The 16,874-nt window shown below is 66.7% G+C and carries 14 protein-coding genes; 6 read left to right on the forward strand and 8 right to left on the reverse strand.

Translation table 11 applies throughout. The annotated features are described in order from the left end of the window. Positions 1 to 89: 89 nt before the first annotated feature. From LRX77_RS00285 to dut, 3 genes are read right to left on the reverse strand one after another with little or no spacing between them, the layout of a single operon-like run. Positions 90 to 809: a DUF3159 domain-containing protein gene (locus LRX77_RS00285; protein ID WP_231830849.1), complete on the reverse strand. Its 720-nt coding sequence runs from the start codon at positions 807 to 809 to the stop codon at positions 90 to 92. Then, complete coding sequence (locus tag LRX77_RS00290; RefSeq protein WP_231830850.1) at positions 802 to 1,533, reverse strand: DUF3710 domain-containing protein; 732 nt, start codon at positions 1,531 to 1,533, stop codon at positions 802 to 804. Before LRX77_RS00290 ends, LRX77_RS00285 begins: the two co-directional genes overlap by 8 nt. A 53-nt stretch (positions 1,534 to 1,586) precedes the next feature. Beyond that, on the reverse strand, positions 1,587 to 2,015 hold the full coding sequence (dut, locus tag LRX77_RS00295; RefSeq protein ID WP_231830851.1) for a dUTP diphosphatase: 429 nt from the start codon (positions 2,013 to 2,015) through the stop codon (positions 1,587 to 1,589). A 58-nt stretch (positions 2,016 to 2,073) separates the two neighbouring features. Here dut and LRX77_RS00300 point away from each other — a divergent pair, with 58 nt between their 5' ends. Beyond that, complete coding sequence (locus LRX77_RS00300; protein WP_231830852.1) at positions 2,074 to 2,547, forward strand: DUF3093 domain-containing protein; 474 nt, start codon at positions 2,074 to 2,076, stop codon at positions 2,545 to 2,547. On the opposite strand, the gene LRX77_RS00305 is transcribed toward LRX77_RS00300, so the two are convergent. Further along, positions 2,502 to 2,792: a DUF4193 family protein gene (locus LRX77_RS00305; protein WP_231830853.1), complete on the reverse strand. Its 291-nt coding sequence runs from the start codon at positions 2,790 to 2,792 to the stop codon at positions 2,502 to 2,504. The genes LRX77_RS00300 and LRX77_RS00305 overlap by 46 nt on opposite strands. 146 nt (positions 2,793 to 2,938) lie before the next feature. On the opposite strand from LRX77_RS00305, the gene sepH reads away from it, so the two are divergent. Further along, the gene (gene sepH / locus LRX77_RS00310; protein ID WP_231830854.1) at positions 2,939 to 4,141 is read left to right on the forward strand and encodes a septation protein SepH; all 1,203 of its coding nucleotides are present in this window, start codon (positions 2,939 to 2,941) and stop codon (positions 4,139 to 4,141) included. A 4-nt stretch (positions 4,142 to 4,145) separates the two neighbouring features. Here sepH and LRX77_RS00315 read toward each other — a convergent pair whose 3' ends face one another. Beyond that, positions 4,146 to 5,294, reverse strand: a complete 1,149-nt coding sequence (locus LRX77_RS00315; protein WP_231830855.1) for an alkaline phosphatase family protein — start codon at positions 5,292 to 5,294, stop codon at positions 4,146 to 4,148. Between the two features lie 68 nt (positions 5,295 to 5,362). Between LRX77_RS00315 and LRX77_RS00320 the strand changes: the two genes are divergently transcribed. Further along, the gene (locus LRX77_RS00320; protein WP_231830856.1) at positions 5,363 to 7,864 is read left to right on the forward strand and encodes a DNA gyrase/topoisomerase IV subunit A; all 2,502 of its coding nucleotides are present in this window, start codon (positions 5,363 to 5,365) and stop codon (positions 7,862 to 7,864) included. A gap of 11 nt (positions 7,865 to 7,875) precedes the next feature. Here the strand turns inward: LRX77_RS00320 and LRX77_RS00325 are convergent, their stop codons facing one another. Both LRX77_RS00325 and LRX77_RS00330 read right to left on the reverse strand, forming a co-directional pair. After that, positions 7,876 to 9,966 (reverse strand): DNA gyrase/topoisomerase IV subunit B, encoded by a 2,091-nt coding sequence (locus tag LRX77_RS00325; RefSeq protein ID WP_231830857.1) that lies wholly within the window; start codon positions 9,964 to 9,966, stop codon positions 7,876 to 7,878. Positions 9,967 to 9,970: 4 nt separating this feature from the next. Next, positions 9,971 to 11,344, reverse strand: a complete 1,374-nt coding sequence (locus LRX77_RS00330; protein WP_231830858.1) for an RNA polymerase sigma factor — start codon at positions 11,342 to 11,344, stop codon at positions 9,971 to 9,973. A 221-nt stretch (positions 11,345 to 11,565) separates the two neighbouring features. Between LRX77_RS00330 and LRX77_RS00335 the strand changes: the two genes are divergently transcribed. Beyond that, positions 11,566 to 12,435 (forward strand): SDR family NAD(P)-dependent oxidoreductase, encoded by an 870-nt coding sequence (locus LRX77_RS00335; RefSeq protein ID WP_231830859.1) that lies wholly within the window; start codon positions 11,566 to 11,568, stop codon positions 12,433 to 12,435. Positions 12,436 to 12,490: 55 nt separating this feature from the next. Here the strand turns inward: LRX77_RS00335 and LRX77_RS00340 are convergent, their stop codons facing one another. Further along, positions 12,491 to 13,438, reverse strand: coding sequence for a proteasome assembly chaperone family protein (locus tag LRX77_RS00340; protein WP_231830860.1), 948 nt, complete (start codon positions 13,436 to 13,438; stop codon positions 12,491 to 12,493). A gap of 228 nt (positions 13,439 to 13,666) precedes the next feature. On the opposite strand from LRX77_RS00340, the gene lpdA reads away from it, so the two are divergent. Next, positions 13,667 to 15,040 (forward strand): dihydrolipoyl dehydrogenase, encoded by a 1,374-nt coding sequence (gene lpdA / locus LRX77_RS00345; protein ID WP_231830861.1) that lies wholly within the window; start codon positions 13,667 to 13,669, stop codon positions 15,038 to 15,040. A 35-nt stretch (positions 15,041 to 15,075) separates the two neighbouring features. Beyond that, the gene (sucB, locus tag LRX77_RS00350; RefSeq protein WP_231830862.1) at positions 15,076 to 16,851 is read left to right on the forward strand and encodes a 2-oxoglutarate dehydrogenase, E2 component, dihydrolipoamide succinyltransferase; all 1,776 of its coding nucleotides are present in this window, start codon (positions 15,076 to 15,078) and stop codon (positions 16,849 to 16,851) included. Positions 16,852 to 16,874: the final 23 nt, after the last annotated feature.

The following is a 16,874-nucleotide window of genomic DNA, read 5'->3' on the forward strand; positions in this document are numbered from 1 at the left end:
CTGCCCCTCTCATCATTGAAATTCTTCTTTAGAATGGTCCGATTCGCAGTGTGAATTCCAGTAAGGATGTCCTCACTTCTTGTCGATGATCACGCTTGCGCATCGGCATCGGCATCGGCATCGGCATCGGCATCGGCATCGGGGTGGGTGCTCTCTGCCTCACGACGCGTGATCTCGTCCAGGGCGACGATGACGGGCCGCAGCAGCAGCCACGTCAGCAGCACCCCGACGGCGAGCAGCGGCAGCCCCATCGCCAGTTTCACGACGCCGAGCGCGACGATGTCGTCGTCAGCGCGGGACTGCAGATAGAGCGGCACCTGCACGGCGAGACGCACCAGTGCGATCGCGGCCCAGACGCCGGTCGCCAGCGCACCCGCTCGAAGCAGCAGTCGATTCTCATGCGCGAGCGTCGCATCCCCGCGCATCGCGCCGACGGCCACCCCGACCAGCGGCCAGCGCACCAGCAGCGAGACCAGCAGCACGGTCGCGCTGACCGCATTGACGATCAGCCCGGGAAGATAGTTCTCGGAGGCACGGCCGGTGACCAGGGCGAGCACCGCGCCGAGAGCCACGCCGAAGAGCCCTGCGAACGCAGACTGCAGCGATTCGTGCCGGACCAGACGCCAGACGACGAAGACCGCGACCAGCACCAGGCTGGCGCCCACCGACCAGGGCAGCTGCCGGGTGACGGTCTGGATCAGAATGAAGACGAAGCCGGGCAGCGCGGATTCTGCCAGGCCTCGCACTCCGCCGAGCGAGGCCCAGACGGTCTTGGCATCGAGGCTGTCCTGGTCGAGCAGGTCACGCATCTGCCGGCACGGAGTCTGCGGCGTTCTGCTGGGGCAGGCTCAGCGGCAGCAGCTCGCGTGGGGCACGAGGTTCGGCACCGCGGCGCACCACGATAGAGCGGAAGAGCGCATTCATCCGCTCGGCGGTCTCTTCATTGTCGAGACCCGCGCCTGAGACGACGCCGCGCAGGAACCAGCGCGGACCGTCAACGCCGAGGAAGCGCACGACCTGGGTGCCGTTCGGCGTCTGCACGGCTGCGTGCACCTCGAGACCGAGCTCGCCCTGGAACTCGCGGTGGGCGGCCTTCTGCACACCCAGCTGCTGAGTGATCTGCTCGCGCACCTCGTGCCAGAGACCTTCGCTGCGCGGAGCGGCGAACGCCTGGACCTGCAGCTGGGTGCCCTCGTCTTCGAACGTGACGGCAACCGGGCGCTTCGAGGGCTCTTCGACCTCGACGCGGATGGTGAGTCCGGGTTTGGGCGGCAGCAGGATCGACCCGAAGTCGATCAGCGGCTGCGAAGCGGTGAACTCCCCGAAGTCGAACGGCCCCTGCTCGTCGCGGCCCTCGAGCAGCTCTTTGGGCTCGACGGTCTCGTCGGCGTCGCCGTCGGACGGCGCGGCTGCAGCGGCCGCGGTGTCTGCGTCGTGCTGGTCAGCCGACTCGTCGACGGCCTCTTGCGCATCGGCTGCGTCTGCGGTCTGCTGGTCGTCGTGCCGATCGGCGCGTGACTTTCTTCCGAACACGTTCGGATCCTTTCAATTCAGGTGGCTGAGGGTGAGCTCGCGGAGATTCGCGTTCAGACGCCGGTCGAGCCGAAGCCCTGCGACGCTCGTGCACTGCCTGGCAGTCGTTCGACCTCGACGAACTCTGCCCGCTCGAAGCGCTGCACGACGAGTTGCGCGATGCGATCACCCGGTCTGATGGTGAAGTCCTGGTCTGAGGTGTTGAACAGAATGACTTTGATCTCGCCACGGTAGCCCGCATCGATGGTGCCGGGCGTGTTGAGCACTGTGATTCCGCTGTGGAGTGCAAGACCGCTGCGCGGGTGCACGAGCCCGACGAATCCGTCAGGCAGGGCGATTGACAGGCCGGTGCCGACGATCGCCCGCTGACCGGCGGGCACGGTCGTCGATTCGTTGGCGCAGAGATCTGCTCCGGCGTCGCCGGGGCGTGCATAGACGGGCGCGGCTGCTCCGGTGAAGAGCACTTGGACGTTAGAATTCACGGTGTCCAGCCTACATGCCCGAGTGCGTGTGGATCAGCGTACGAAGAACCGGTGACTGATGATCTATCGAGAACGTCTGCGACCTCATGGTGGGGCCTATATCGCATTGCTGTTGATCATTCCCGCCTTCGCGACGGTCTTCTACAAAGTGAGCCCCGTCACCGGCTTCATCGTCGGTCCCGTGCTCTTCGTGCTCTTCGCGTCCATCAGCTGGCTGGCCTCTCCCCTGATCACGCTCGCCTCCGACCGGCTGCGGGTCGGCCGTGCGAGCATTCCGCTCGCGGCGCTGGGAGATCCCGTGGTCTATCGCAGAGGCGACGAGGCGCTCGAACAGATACGCGGGCAGCTCGACCTGCGTGCCTTCGTGGCCTTCCGGGGCGGAGTCGATCTCATCCGCATCCCGGTGATCGATCCCGAAGACCCGACGCCCTACTGGCTGATCGGATCTCGGCATGCAGACGAGCTGGCCGCCGAGATCCGGCTGGCTCAGGCGGCGCAGTCCTTGCAGACCGGTCCGAGCGAGCTCTCGTGATCGAACTGTGTGCGGTGCTTCACCAGAAAGCACTCCACGCAGGTGAACTCGTTCTCCTGCGGAGGCAGCACGACGACGTCGAGTTCGGCGTCTGACAGATCTGGTCCGTCGGCCAGAGCGTACTCGCTCGTGTCGTTCTCGTCGTCGGCGGTCGCCTTCGGCTTCGAGGGGATGCTCTGCTTCAGTGCGTCGAGCGAATCGGATTCGTCCTCTTGTCGCCGAGGCGCGTCATAGTCTGTGGCCATGTCTGTGTCCGTTCTGCTTGCTGTGGCGCAGATAGCATGCATCATTGTCTGACGTTTCGCAAACCGTGCGATTTTATTCGGGGTTCCGCACTGCTCGCGAGAAAACACGGCAAGCCTGCAGATCTCGGGCCGGTGCAGGTGGCAAGATGTCAGAGACAGTGATGAGAGATCGCGAGGAGGCCATGGTGCGCGAGCTGAAATTCGTCGGAACCGAGGACGATCGGCTGCTGCTGGTCGATCCCCAGGGCGAGCAGTTCGCCGTGCCGGTGACGCCCGAGCTGAGACAGGCCATTCGAGTGCGGCGCCCCCTGCCGTCTGCCGCACCTCGCAGTGCACTGCCGGCACCGCGTGAGGTGCAGCAGCTCCTGCGATCCGGGCTCACCAGCGAACAGGTCGCCGATCACTTCGGCGTCGAAGCCGAGTACATCGCCAAGTTCGAGGCGCCGGTGATCGCTGAGCTCGAGCATATGGTCGACATGGCCCAAGAGGTTCCCCTGCACTTCAACGAAGAGGGCGCAGAGACGTCGACCTTCGGGCACATCATCGCGCATCGACTGGTCAACCGCGGCGCCGAGCACACGATGTGGTCCAGCTGGCGCGAAGACGACGGACGCTGGACCGTGCAGGTGGCATACACTGCAGATGACGCCGATCGGGCCGCACGCTGGTTCTTCGACCCGCGGCGTCGCCAGCTGACGCCGGCGAACGAAGAGGCAGATCAGCTCTCGAGCGCACAGGACCTCGAGCCGGTGAAGCCGGTGCGGCTGCGCCTGGTCGACGCGGCGACGACCGTCGACACCTTCCCGCTGGAGAGCAGTGAAGAAGAGGACGCCGCCGCAGCACCGTCTTCGACTCAGATCCCAGACCCGGCCACTGCCCGCGCCGACGGTGCCCGACTGTGGGAGAACGCGCTGCGCGCCCGCCATGGCCAGCATGATGATCGCTCCGAGGCAGACGCCTCCTCGCCTGCCCGCGACACGACTCCCGACACGTCGGCACGACCAGGCCGTGTGACACCGACCGACCACGTCGTGCGCACTGCTCCCGACGGACTCCGCGGTGAGCGGCCGAAGGTGCACAGCGAGACCGAAGACCTGCTCCAGGCCCTGCGTCGTCGGCATGACGCCGAGAAGAAGCCAGAGTCCGATGAGCAGGCGGGCCTGCGTCCGGCATCCCCAGCGCGACTGCACGTCGTTCCCGAGCAACTGCCCGAGGCGGCCGAGCCGGCGGCCGACCATCCCGGTCAGAGCGCTTCGGCTTCTGACGCCGCGGCTCCGCGCAAGGGGCGGCCGAGCCTGCCGAGCTGGGACGAGATCGTGTTCGGCACCAAACCGCACGACGAGAAGTAGCCTCTCACCAGCGGATCAGCGGCACCTCGCGCTCCCAGCTGCTGAAGCCGCCGTGCTGGCCGATCATGCGGCGCGAGGCCTCGTCTGCCTGCAGCCCGCGATAGAGGGCGGCGCGTTTGCCCACAGCAACCACGGCGATGTCTCCGAGACGGTGCCGAGCCATCGCATCCACCGGAGAGCCGAGCAGCCCGCTGTCGCACAGCTCGCCGCGCGTGCACGTCACGAACTCGTCGACGCCTGCAGCTTCGTCGAGATGGCGCTGCAGATCGGCCGCCACCGCGTCGTGATCGGCCGCGCCGTCGAGCACCAGCTGCACACAGCGCGGCTCCCCAGCGGTCGCCAGAATGGCCTCGGCGCCCGACCATTCGGAGAGCAGCACGTGATCGCCCTCGGCGATGTCGAGCATGCCGTGGTCGCCGGTCAGCACCGTGCTGCAGCCGCCGCGGTCGAGCCGGGCGCCTGCCATCGCCGCGTCGATCTGCTCGAGCATCGCCGACCATCGAGGCGACTCCCAGCCCCGCCGGTGGCCGATCTTGTCGAGCTCCGGCACATACACCTGGACGAGCGAACGCGTGGCGTGGCGGCGGATGTCTGCGAGTGCGGCGAAGCGGTCGTCGAGAGCGTCGGCCGCGACGTAGCGCGCCCCACGCAGAGTCGCCTCGCTGAACCCGCTGTGCTCGTAGTCGGCCGGACCGACGGCGAAGGCCTCGACGCCGAGGCTGCTCGCGCGTTCGAACAGGGTGGGGTGCGGCTGCCAGGTCGCCGGTGACATCTCTGGCCCCCAGCCGCTCAGCTGGTTGCGCACGGTCGCGGCATCGCGATCGTAGACGCTGTAGCCGACGATGCCGTGCGCCGCCGGGGCGAGGCCGGTCGCCAGCGAGGTGAGCGACGCTGCGGTCGTGGTGGGCAGGCGGGCGCTGAGGGTGCGATGCGGATGCCGGCGGTCGGCCTGCAGCAGATGCCGCGCGTACCCGGAGCGGGCCTGGAGATTGTGCCGGCCCAACCCGTCGACGAGCACGATGGCGAAGTGATCGCAGGCAGGCAGCTCGAGCGACGAGCGGGTGCGTTGGCCCACCACGGCTTCGAGGCCTTCTCGCGCCACGTCCTCGATGAACGCGGTGTTGTCGGTGGGGGCGGGTAGAATCCGAGTCACCGGTACAGTCTCGCACAGCAGGCGGATGACCCCAGGCCGGTGCAGACCGAGCAGGCAGACTGGAGACCATGAGCAGCACCGCGACCGATCAGCCGAAGCAGCGCATCGAAGACATCGACGTCACGACCGAGATGCAGCGCAGCTACGTCGAGTACGCGATGTCGGTGATTCACTCGCGCGCGCTCCCCGACGCCCGCGACGGGTTGAAGCCCGTGCAGCGGCGCATCCTCTACATGATGCGTGAGATGGGCCTCTCCCCCGACAAGGGGCACGTGAAGTCGGCCCGCGTGGTCGGTGAGGTCATGGGCAAACTGCACCCGCACGGCGACTCCGCGATCTACGACGCACTGGTGCGTCTCTCGCGCGACTTCGCGATGGAGGTGCCGCTGGTCGACGGCCACGGGAACTTCGGTTCGCTGGACGACGGCCCGGCGGCATCACGATACACTGAGGCCCGACTGACCGCTGCGGCCATGCTGATGACCGACAGCCTCGACGAGAACGTCGTCGACTTCGTGCCCAACTATGACAATCAGCTGCAGCAGCCCAGTGTGCTGCCCTCGCCCTTTCCGAACCTGCTGATCAACGGCACGAGCGGCATCGCGGTCGGCATGGCGACGAACATGGCGCCGCACAACCCTCGCGAGGCGATCGCTGCCGCCGTGCACCTGCTCCGGCATCCGCACGCCACTGTCGACGACCTGATGCGCCTGCTGCCCGGCCCAGACCTGCCCAGCGGCGGCAGCATCGTCGGTCTCGACGGCGTGCACGACGCCTACGAACGCGGCCGCGGCATCTTCACGATGCGCGCCAAAGCCTCGATCGAGCGGGTCAGCCCACGGCGCCAGGGCATCGTCATCACCGAGCTGCCGTACATGGTCGGCCCCGAGTCGGTCATCCAGAAGATCAAAGACGGTGTCACGGCGAAGAAGCTGCAGGGCATCTCGAACGTGCACGACCTCACCGATCGCAACAACGGGCTGCGTCTGATCATCGACGTCAAAAACGGATTCTCTCCCGAGGCCGTGCTCTCATCGCTCTACCGGCACACGCCGCTCGAGACGAACTTCGGCATCAACAACGTCGTGCTGGTCGACGGTCGGCCGCGCACGGTCGGGCTCGTCGAACTGCTGAGCGTCTACAATGCGCACCGCATCGAGGTCGTTCGTCGCCGCAGCCAGCATCGTCTCGACCGGGCGCAGGAACGCCTGCATCTGGTCGAGGGGCTGCTGATCGCGATCGTCGACATCGACGAGGTCATCGCGTTGATCCGCTCGAGCGACGACACCGAGACAGCGCGCGGTCGTCTGATGAGCGTCTTCGACCTCAGCCAGCCGCAGGCAGACTACATCCTCGAGCTGCGGCTGCGTCGCCTGACGAAGTTCAGCCAGATCGAGCTCGAGAGCGAGCGCGACGACCTGCGCAGGCGCATCAAGACGCTCACCGAGCTGTTGGGCAGCGAACGTCGCCTGCGCGACCAGGTGGCCCGCGAACTCGACGAGGTCGCCGAGGCGCTGAGCCAGCCTCGCCGCACCGTGCTGCTGACCGAAGACGCCCGCACCGTCGCTGCCGATGTGCCTCTCGAGATTCCAGATGAGCCCTGCGCGGTGCTCTTGGGCGCCAACGGCAGACTGGTGCGTCAGTCGATCGACGAGGCGCAGACGGCCGAACGTGCACCAGCTGACGGGCAGCCGACCCGCGTCGAGGCCCCGCCGGCGCTGCAGGTCGGCGATCAACTCGATACCGGTCGACGGCGCAGGTCAGACGGGCTCGCCGCAAGCATCCAGACGACCACGCGGGCCGAGCTCGGCGTCGTCACCGACCACGGTCGCATGCTGCGGGCGTCGGTGCTGGGCATCCCCGCCGGTGCTCCCGGCCTCGTGCAGTTCTCCGGAGGCGTGCACCCTGAGACCCTGGTCTCGCTCGACGACGGAGAGCGGGTCGTGACAGTGGTGTCTCTCGACGATCCACGTCCGCTGGCCGTCGGCACGTCATCCGGCGTGGTCAAGCGCGTGCAGCATGACGTGCCCGACAAACCCGACTGGGAGGTCATCGCGCTCAAGAAGGGCGACCGCATCGTCGGTGCGGCACCAGCGGCTGACGACGATGAACTCGTCTTCGTCTCGCGTCAGGCTCAGCTGTTGCACTATCCGGCGAGCAGCGTGCGCCCCCAGGGACGCAGCGCGCAGGGCATGGCCGGCATGCGGCTGGGCGCCGACGACGAGATCGTGTGGTTCGGCGTCGTTCCGAAGGCGGCGCTGTCGGCCGGGCAGGTCGCCGTGCTGACCATCGCCAACGACTCGACCGCCTTCGCCGACATCGTGCCGGGGTCGGCCAAGATCTCTCCGTTCAGCGAGTTTCCGGCCAAGGGGCGCGGCACCGGTGGTGTGCGTGCACAGCGGATGCTGAAAGGCGAAGACCAGCTCGCGCGCGCGTGGGTGGGCGCCGGCGCTCCGCTGGCCTCTGGCGTGAAGGGAATCGCAGTCGAACTGCCCAGCACCCTCGTTCGGCGAGACGCGTCGGGCGAAGTTCTGGCCGCTCCCGTGCTCACTGTGGGCGGTCGCTGCTGACGAGTGCAGGCTCAGGCATCGATGCGGTCGCGGTCGATCTCGCCGCTGGCCTCCATGATGAACTCGCGACGAGGGGTCACCTCTGAGCCCATCAGCACGTTGAAGACGCCTTCGGCGGCGTGCAGGTCGCTCAGGTTGACTCGGCGCAGCAGGCGGTGCTGAGGATCCATCGTCGTCTCGGCGAGCTGGTCGGAGTCCATCTCGCCCAGGCCCTTGTACCGCTGGATGGGCTCTTTGTAGGTGCGGCCCTGCTTGCGCAGCATCGCGATCTTCTCGTGCAGCTCGTCTTCAGAGTACGTGTAGATCGTCTCGCCGGGGCGCTTGCCCTTGCGCGGCACGACGAGGCGGTGCAGCGGCGGCACCGCGGCGAAGACGCGTCCCGCCTCGACCATCGGACGCATATAGCGAAAGAAGAGCGTGAGGAGCAGAGTGCGGATGTGCGCGCCGTCGACGTCGGCGTCGCTCATCATGATGATGCGTTCGTAGCGTGCCTGATCGGGGTCGAAGGTGCGCCCAGAGCCGGCGCCGACCACCTGGATGATGTTGGCGCACTCGGCATTGTTCAGCATCTCGGCGACGCTGGCCTTCTGCACGTTGAGGATCTTACCTCTGATCGGCAGCAGCGCCTGGAACTCGCTGTTGCGCGCCATCTTCGCGGTGCCCAGCGCCGAGTCGCCCTCGACGATGAAGAGCTCGGTCTGATCGGACTCGTTCGACCGGCAGTCGACCAGCTTGGCCGGCAGGCTCGACGACTCCAGTGCGTTCTTGCGGCGCAGCGTCTCTTTGTGGGTGCGTGCCGAGATGCGCGACTTCATCTCGGCGACGACCTTCTCGAGCAGCAGGTACGACTGCGCCTTGTCGTCGCGCTTCTTCGACGTGAAACGCTCGGTCAGCCCCTTCGAGACGATGCGGCTGACGATCTGGCGCACGGCCGGTGTGCCGAGCACCTCTTTGGTCTGACCCTCGAACTGCGGCTCGGGCACGCGCACCGTCACCACAGCGGTGAGCCCGGCGAGCACGTCGTCTTTCTCGACCTTGTCTGAGCCTGCTTTGAGGCGGCGAGAGTTCGTGGTGACCTGTGCGCGCAGCGTCTTCAGCAGCGCCTGCTCGAAGCCGGTCTGATGGGTGCCGCCCTTGGGCGTCGCGATGATGTTCACGAACGACTTGACCGTGGTGTCGTAGCCGGTGCCCCACCGCAGTGCCACGTCGACGTGGCAGGTGCGCTCGACCTCAGTGTCGACCATCTCGCCGCCGTCGCCGAGCACAGGAACAGTCTCGGTGAAGTCGCCGTCGCCCTCGATGCGCCAGGTGTCGGTCACCGCGGTGTCAGCACCGAGGTACTCGACGAACTCGCTGATGCCGCCGTCGAAGCGGAAGCGCTCCTCGGCCACCTCCTCGCTGCGCTCGTCGTTCAGCGCGAGTTCGAGTCCGGGCACCAGGAACGCGGTCTGCCGCGCGCGTGCCTCGAGGTCGGCGAGACTGAATCGCGATCCTCTGGTGAAGATCTGCGGATCCGCCCAATACCGAATGCGCGTGCCGGTGACTCCCTTGCGCACCTTGCCGACGACACGCAGGCGGTCTGCCGAGGCAGCATCCGCCAACGGGGTGAACGGCGACTTCGGGCCGACGCCCCGAGCGTCGTCGAAGAAGCCGGGAGCACCCCGATGAAACGAGAGCTGCCAAGTCTTGCCGTCTCGGTCGACCTGGACGTCGAGGCGTTCGCTCAGCGCGTTGACCACTGAGGCGCCCACGCCGTGCAGGCCTCCAGAGCTGGCGTACGATCCGCCGCCGAACTTGCCGCCGGCATGCAGCTTGGTGAGCACGACCTCGACGCCGCTCAGGCCGGTCTTGGGCTCGATGTCGACCGGGATGCCGCGGCCGTGGTCGCGCACCTCGATGCTCTCGTCGTCGTGCACGACGATCTCGATCGATTCGCCGAACCCGCCGAGCGCCTCGTCGACCGAGTTGTCGATGATCTCCCAGAGGCAGTGCATGAGACCGCGTGAGTCGGTCGAGCCGATGTACATGCCGGGCCGCTTGCGAACGGCCTCGAGACCTTCGAGAACTGAGAGCTGACTGGCCGAGTAGGCTGCCGTCGCCACCGATCTACTCCAGGTAGTCGCGCAGGGCCTGCGAACGCGACGGATGGCGCAGCTTGGCCATGGTCTTCGACTCGATCTGGCGGATGCGCTCGCGCGTCACGCCGAAGGTGTCGCCGATCTGGTCGAGAGTCTTCGGCATGCCGTCGCCCAGACCGAAGCGCATGCGGATGACGCCCGCCTCGCGCTCGCTCAGCGAGTCGAGCAGACTCTCGAGCTGCTGCTGCAGCATCGTGAAGCCCACTGCGTCGGCCGGCACGACCGCGTCGGTGTCTTCGATCAGGTCGCCGAACTCGGAGTCGCCGTCTTCGCCCAGCGGGGTGTGCAGCGAGATGGGCTCACGGCCGTACTTCTGCACCTCGACCACCTTCTCGGGCGTCATGTCGAGCTCTTCGGCGAGCTCCTCCGGCGTGGGCTCCCGGCCGAGATCCTGCAGCATCTGGCGCTGCACCCGGGCCAGCTTGTTGATGACCTCGACCATGTGCACCGGAATGCGGATGGTGCGCGCCTGATCGGCCATGGCGCGGGTGATCGCCTGGCGAATCCACCACGTGGCGTAGGTCGAGAACTTGAAGCCCTTGGTGAAGTCGAACTTCTCGACGGCACGGATCAGGCCCAGGTTGCCCTCTTGGATGAGATCGAGGAACTGCATGCCGCGACCGGTGTAGCGCTTGGCCAGGCTGACGACCAGACGCAGGTTCGCGCCCAACAGGTGATTCTTCGCCTTGGTGCCGTCGCGTGAAACCCACTTCAACTCGCGGCGCTCGGCCGGGCTGTAGTGCTTCTTGAGCTCGCCCGCCTCGTCTCGACGCAGCAGTTCCTGAGCGAAGAGGCCGGCCTCGATGCGCTTCGCCAGCTGTACCTCCTGCACTGCGTTGAGCAGCGCGACCTTGCCGATCTGCTTGAGGTAGTCCTTCACCGGGTCGACGGTCGCGCCGGTGATCGCCGTCGAGATCGACGGAACCTCTTCTTCTTCTTTCATCGAGAGCACGTAGCCACCGCTCGGCAGGCCTGCGGACTTCGTCTTCGCGGCATCAGGCTCGTGCCCGACGGCCGGCTTCGTGCCAGCGCTCGGCTGCGCGGTCGTCGTCGCGGCATCGGCGGAGGCCGTGGTCGTCTTGGCCGTATCGGCCTTGGCTCGCGTCGAGGCCTTCTTCTTGGTCGCCGTCTTGTGCGCGGCCTTCTTCGTCGTGGCCTTCTTCGCCGTCGCAGACTTCGTGGACGACGCCTTGGCGCTCGTCGTCTTCTTCGCCGTGGAACGTTTCGCACCGGTGGCGGCCGACGCTGAAGCAGTGCTCGTCTTTCTGGCAGCGGCTTTCTTGCCCGTCGTCTGTTTCTCGTCGGCCGCTGGGGCCGTGGACGCACTCTTCTTCTCAGCCACTGGCTTCGAACCTTCCTGATCAACGCGCAATCGAACAACCCATTATCGCACGGGTTCGTCAGCAGGCATGTATCCCCGCCGATTGTGTACAACATCATGCCGACCACCGGTATTCCCCGGCGCTGGCCCCAGGCGGAAAGCGAGAATCGTGATGCTTTCGTGACTCGACACCGGGGCCTGCGCACGGCGTCGCGTCACGGGTCTTGGGTACAATCGACGTCGTGACCTCGAAGACCACTCAGCCTGCCACAGCACTCATCACCGGCGCCGACGCCGGGGTGGGGCGCAGCGCGGCTGCAGCGCTCGTCGGGGCCGGATTCTCCGTGACGCTCGCGGGCCGGTCCAAGACTCGACTCGACCGTGCCGCAGACGAGATTCGCGAGCAGACGCCGAATGCTGAGATCGATGTGCTCGAGTTCGATCTGGCCTCGATCAGCGAGATCAAAGAGGCCGCAGCCGAGTACTTGGTCAGACACGATCCGTGGAGCGCCCTGCTGAACCTGGCCGAGGTCTCTGGCATCAGCAGGCGTGTGCTCACCGAAGACGGCTTCGAATGGAACTTCGGCGTGAACTACCTGGGCCACTTCGCGCTGACCGGACTGCTCCTACCCGGAGCCGCCAAGCAAGCCAAGGTCGTCTCGCTGACGTCTGCGCACTATCGCTCGTCGAGCATCCGCTTTCACGACCTGCGATTCGACCACGGCTATACCGGCGTGCGAGCCTTCGCTCAGAGCAAGCGCGCCCACCTGCTCTTCGCCCGCGAGCTCGATCGGCGCTGTCGCAGCACCCGCGCACGACAGTATCCGCATGGCGTGCGCTCGGTCGCTCTGCAGCGTGAGCCGCTGCTCGTGAATCGGCTGACGCATCCGCTGCGCCGTTTCGGCCCTTCGCTCGACGCGATCGCGGGCCAAGCCGCCGCGCAGCTGATCGTCGACGATCACGGAGCCGGCGGCGAGCTGTTCGCTCCGGCAGTCGCAGCCGATCACTCCGGCTACCCGGTGCGGGTGACCGGTCTGCAGCTGCCCGAAGAGCAGACCGAGGCCAAACGCCTCTGGCGCATCTCTGATCAGCTGACCCGCGTGACCTGGTGATCGCGCAAGGCGCAGCCACTGCCGGCTGAGCGCGCGATGACTCGGCGATCGGCGATCAGACCATCGGCGGCAAGCCGTTGTCAGAGCCGTCGCCGTCGTTCGGGCGCTTGCCGCCGTCCTGGTGTCTCGCGAGGAAGCTCTCGAACTCGGCGCCGATCTCGTCTGCGCTGGGCACGTCGGTCTGATCGAGCGTCGGCGCGCGCGAGGCGAGATACTCGTCGTGCCGTTCTTCGAGGTTCTGCACCATGGTCTGCAGCTCGTCGCTTTCGCTCACCTGCTCGTCGAGCTTTGTGAGGAACTCTTTGGAGTGGTCGCGCAGCTCGTCGGTCGGCAATGCGAGACCTGTGGCCACGGCGACGCGCTCGGTCGCGGCAACGGCGGCCGGCGGGCATTCGGTCTCGGCCAGGTAGTGCGGCGTAAGCATGACGAAGCCGGTCACGTCGTAGCCTGCTTCGCTGAGGCGATGCTCAAGCATGTGCAGCGCGCTCGCGGGCATCGTCGTGGTGGGCTGCCAGACGCCGAACTGATCGATCATGTCGCGTCGGGTGCCAGACACGGCGGTGCCGATCGGTCGTGTGTGCGGTACAGGCATGGGAATCGAGTGCACCCAAGTGACCTCTGAGACCTCGAGGTCGTCGAGCAGCGCCACCAAGTCGTCGAGGAACGCCAGCCAGCGGAAGTCGGGCTCGAAGCCGCGCAGCAGATAGAACGGAGCGCCCGTCTGGTCGTGCATAAGCTCCAGGGTGAGCGACGGCACCGTGATCTCGGTGATGTGGTCGACCACCAGCTGGGCGACGGGGCGTCGTGACCGGTAGTCGAGCAGATCGTCGGGATCGAACTCGACGACCGTCTCTGGGTGCAGTCGCGACATCAGGTTCTCGGCGAACACCTCGACGACTGAGCCCGCGTCGGCATACCCCTTGAGTGCTGCGACGAGCGGGATGCCACGGGGCAGATCCTGCAACTGGGCGCGCAGCGTATAGAGAGGGTGGCGGAAAGGCATGTGGCGATTCTACCGGCTGACGGGCTCCGAACGGCCGCTCAGATGTTCGCCAGCAGCGCACGACACCCGATGATGCGAGGTCGCATCAGTCTCGGTTCGACTCGGCATCGAATACGACTGGTCGCCGGGCTGCGTCGTGTTCTGCGAGGCGCAACGCTCGTAGTAGGCTCGATCCAGGATGCGTACAGCGCCTCCCCCTTCAACACGGTGGAACGCAAGGAGCGAAACTTGTCTGAGCATGAATTTGACCTCGTGGTTCTCGGCGGTGGCAGTGGCGGTTACGCCGCAGCCCTGCGGGCACGTGAACTGGGCAGCACAGTTGCCCTCATCGAGAAGGACAAGCTCGGCGGAACCTGTCTGCATCGCGGCTGTGTGCCGACGAAGGCGCTGCTGCACACCGCTGAGATCGCCGACGAGGTGCGCACCGCGGGCAAGTACGGCATCGAGGCCGCACTGCAGGGTGTCGACATCCAGGGTGTCAACTCATTCCGCGAGGGCATCATCTCTTCCAAGTTCAAGGGGCTGCAGGGGCTGGTCCGGGCTCGAGGCGTCGAAGTCGTCGCCGGTGAGGGTCGTCTGACCAGCGAGAACACAGTCGCGGTCGGCTCTGAGACCTATCGGGGCAAGAACGTCGTTCTCGCCACCGGCTCGTACTCGAAGTCGCTTCCCGGTCTCGAGATCGGCGGACGCATCATCACCTCGGAGCAGGCCCTGGCGCTCACCGAGATTCCCAAGCGCGTGATCGTGCTCGGCGGTGGCGTGATCGGGGTCGAGTTCGCGAGCGTGTGGAACTCCTGGGGTGCCGACGTCACGATCGTCGAGGGGTTCGACCACTTAGTGCCCAACGAAGAGCTCTCGATCAGCAAGTACCTCGAGCGCATCTACAAGCAGCGCGGCATCAAGCAGCACCTCGGCGTGCGCTTCAAGCAGGCCACGCAGACCGCCACCGGAGTCACCGTGGCGCTCGAAGACGGCACCTCGCTCGACGCTGACTACCTGCTCGTGGCGGTCGGCCGCGGTCCGGTCACCCAGGGCATGGGCTTCGAAGAGGTCGGGGTCACCCTCGATCGCGGATTCGTCCCAGTCGACGCGACGCTGCAGACCAGCGTCGCGGGGGTCTATGCCGTCGGCGACATCGTCCCCGGACTCCAACTCGCACATCGCGCCTATCAGCAGGGCATCTTCGTCGCCGAGCAGATCGCGGGTCTCAACCCGATTCCGATCGCCGATGTCAATGTGCCCAAGGTCACCTACTGCGAGCCTCAGGTCTTCTCGGTCGGACTGACCGAGGCGAAGGCCAAGGCCGAGTTCGGCGAAGACCAGGTCAGCGCCTATGAGTACAACCTCGCGGGCAACGCCAAGAGCTCGATCCTCGGAACCGGCGGCTTCGTCAAGCTCGTTCGTCGTGTCGACGGCCCGATCGTGGGTGTGCACGGCATCGGCGGGCGCCTCGGCGAGCTGGTCGGCGAGGCGCAGCTGATCGTAAACTGGGAGGCCTACCCTGAAGACGTCGCGCAACTCATCCACGCGCACCCCACGCAGACCGAGACCATCGGTGAGGCGGCCCTGTACCTGGCCGGCAAACCACTGCACGCCATCTAGACTGATCGACCAGAACCAACAAGGAGACACCACATATGAGTGAGCAGATCGTACTTCCGGCTCTGGGCGAGTCGGTCACCGAGGGCACCGTCACCCGCTGGCTGAAGCAGGTCGGCGATCACGTCGAGGTGGACGAGCCGCTGCTGGAGGTGTCGACTGACAAGGTCGACACCGAGGTTCCCTCCCCCATCTCAGGCACGCTCCAGCAGATCCTGGTTCAAGAAGACGAGACCGTCGATGTCGGCGCCGTGCTCGCGGTCGTCGGCGACGGCCCTGCCGCGGCAGAGGCTCCAGCGCAGCCTGCAGCCGCAGCTGCACCTGCGCAGGCCGAAGCCGCACCTGCTGCGCAGGCCGCGCCGGCTCCTGCCGCCGCAGCCGCACAGCCTCAGCCAGCCGCTGCAGCGCCCGCCGCCGGTGAGCAGATCGTGCTTCCGGCTCTGGGCGAGTCGGTCACCGAGGGCACCGTCACCCGCTGGCTGAAGCAGGTCGGCGATCACGTCGAGGTGGACGAGCCGCTGCTGGAGGTGTCGACTGACAAGGTCGACACCGAGGTTCCCTCCCCCATCTCAGGCACGCTCCAGCAGATCCTGGTTCAAGAAGACGAGACCGTCGATGTCGGCGCCGTGCTCGCGGTCGTCGGCGACGGATCAGCCCCGGCTGCCGCCCCTGCAGCTCCTGCCACTGCCGCACCGGCCGCTGCAGCACCGGCCGCGCAGCCAGAGCCGGCTGCTGCTGCTGCTCCCCGGCCTGCAGCACCCACCCCGCAGACCGCCGCTGCGCAGCCGGCCCCGGCGCCTGCGGCAGCGACCGAGCCATCGACTCCGTTCGAAGAGCCGAGTTCGGCCGAGCGTCGCAGCGGACAGGTCGCCGCACTCAGCGGTCACGCCTACGTCACGCCGATCGTGCGCAAGCTCGCTTCACGCCTGGGCATCGACCTCGACCAGGTCACCGGAACCGGTGTCGGCGGTCGCATCCGCAAAGAAGACGTGCTCAACGCACAGGAGGCACAGGCCACCAGGCCCGCACCCGTTGCGGCCGATGGCGCGTCGTCCACGCCGCAGAACCGGAGCGGCTATGAGCTTCCAAAGCCCTCAGAGCTCCGTGGGCAGCGCGTTCCGCTGTCGCGTCTGCGTCAGGTGCTCGCGCGCAACCTGGTGCATTCGATGCAGACCGCAGCACAGCTCACCTCGGTGGTCGAGGTCGACCTGACCGCTGTCGCCGCATTCCGGCAGCAGCACAAGGCCGAGTTCCAGCAGAAAACCGGGCAGAAGCTGTCGTACCTGCCGTTCTTCGCCTACGCCGTCGCACAGGCGCTGCCGGCGCATCCTGCGGTGAACGCGTCGATCGACGGTGACGAGGTCGTGTATCACGATCGTGAGAACATCGCCTTCGCCGTCGACACCGACAAGGGTCTCTACGCGCCGGTCGTGCACGATGCCGGCACGCAGAGCCTCGCCGACTTGGCGAAGAGCATTGCCGAGGTGGCCGAGCGCTCGCGCGTCGGCTCGCTGAAGCCTGATGACGTCAGCGGCGGCACGTTCACCATCACGAACACCGGGTCTCGCGGTTCGCTGCTCGACACCCCGATCTTCTCGCTGCCGCAGTCGGCGATTCTCGGAACCGGCGCCGTCACCAAGCAGCCGCGCGTGCTGACCGTCGACGGTCAGGACGTCATCGCCATTCGATCGGTGGCGTACCTGAGCCTCTCATACGATCACCGCATCATCGACGGAGCAGACGCGGCTCGGTTCTTGGGCGAGGTCAAGGCCATCGTCGAGCAGGCCGACTTCTCGTCGGCGCTCGGCATCTGACCCTGATTCAGAACCGGTCGCCG

Source organism: Pseudoclavibacter sp. 13-3 (assembly GCF_021168475.1).
In the GTDB taxonomy this organism is placed as follows: domain Bacteria; phylum Actinomycetota; class Actinomycetes; order Actinomycetales; family Microbacteriaceae; genus Pseudoclavibacter_A.

Coding starts and splice junctions, on each gene's coding strand:
- LRX77_RS00300 (WP_231830852.1), top strand. CDS start 2,074: ATGATCTATCGAGAACGTCTGCGACCTCATGGTGGGGCCTATATCGCA.
- LRX77_RS00320 (WP_231830856.1), top strand. CDS start 5,363: ATGAGCAGCACCGCGACCGATCAGCCGAAGCAGCGCATCGAAGACATC.
- LRX77_RS00340 (WP_231830860.1), bottom strand. CDS start 13,438: ATGCCTTTCCGCCACCCTCTCTATACGCTGCGCGCCCAGTTGCAGGAT.
- LRX77_RS00285 (WP_231830849.1), bottom strand. CDS start 809: ATGCGTGACCTGCTCGACCAGGACAGCCTCGATGCCAAGACCGTCTGG.
- LRX77_RS00305 (WP_231830853.1), bottom strand. CDS start 2,792: ATGGCCACAGACTATGACGCGCCTCGGCGACAAGAGGACGAATCCGAT.
- sepH (WP_231830854.1), top strand. CDS start 2,939: ATGTCAGAGACAGTGATGAGAGATCGCGAGGAGGCCATGGTGCGCGAG.
- sucB (WP_231830862.1), top strand. CDS start 15,076: ATGAGTGAGCAGATCGTACTTCCGGCTCTGGGCGAGTCGGTCACCGAG.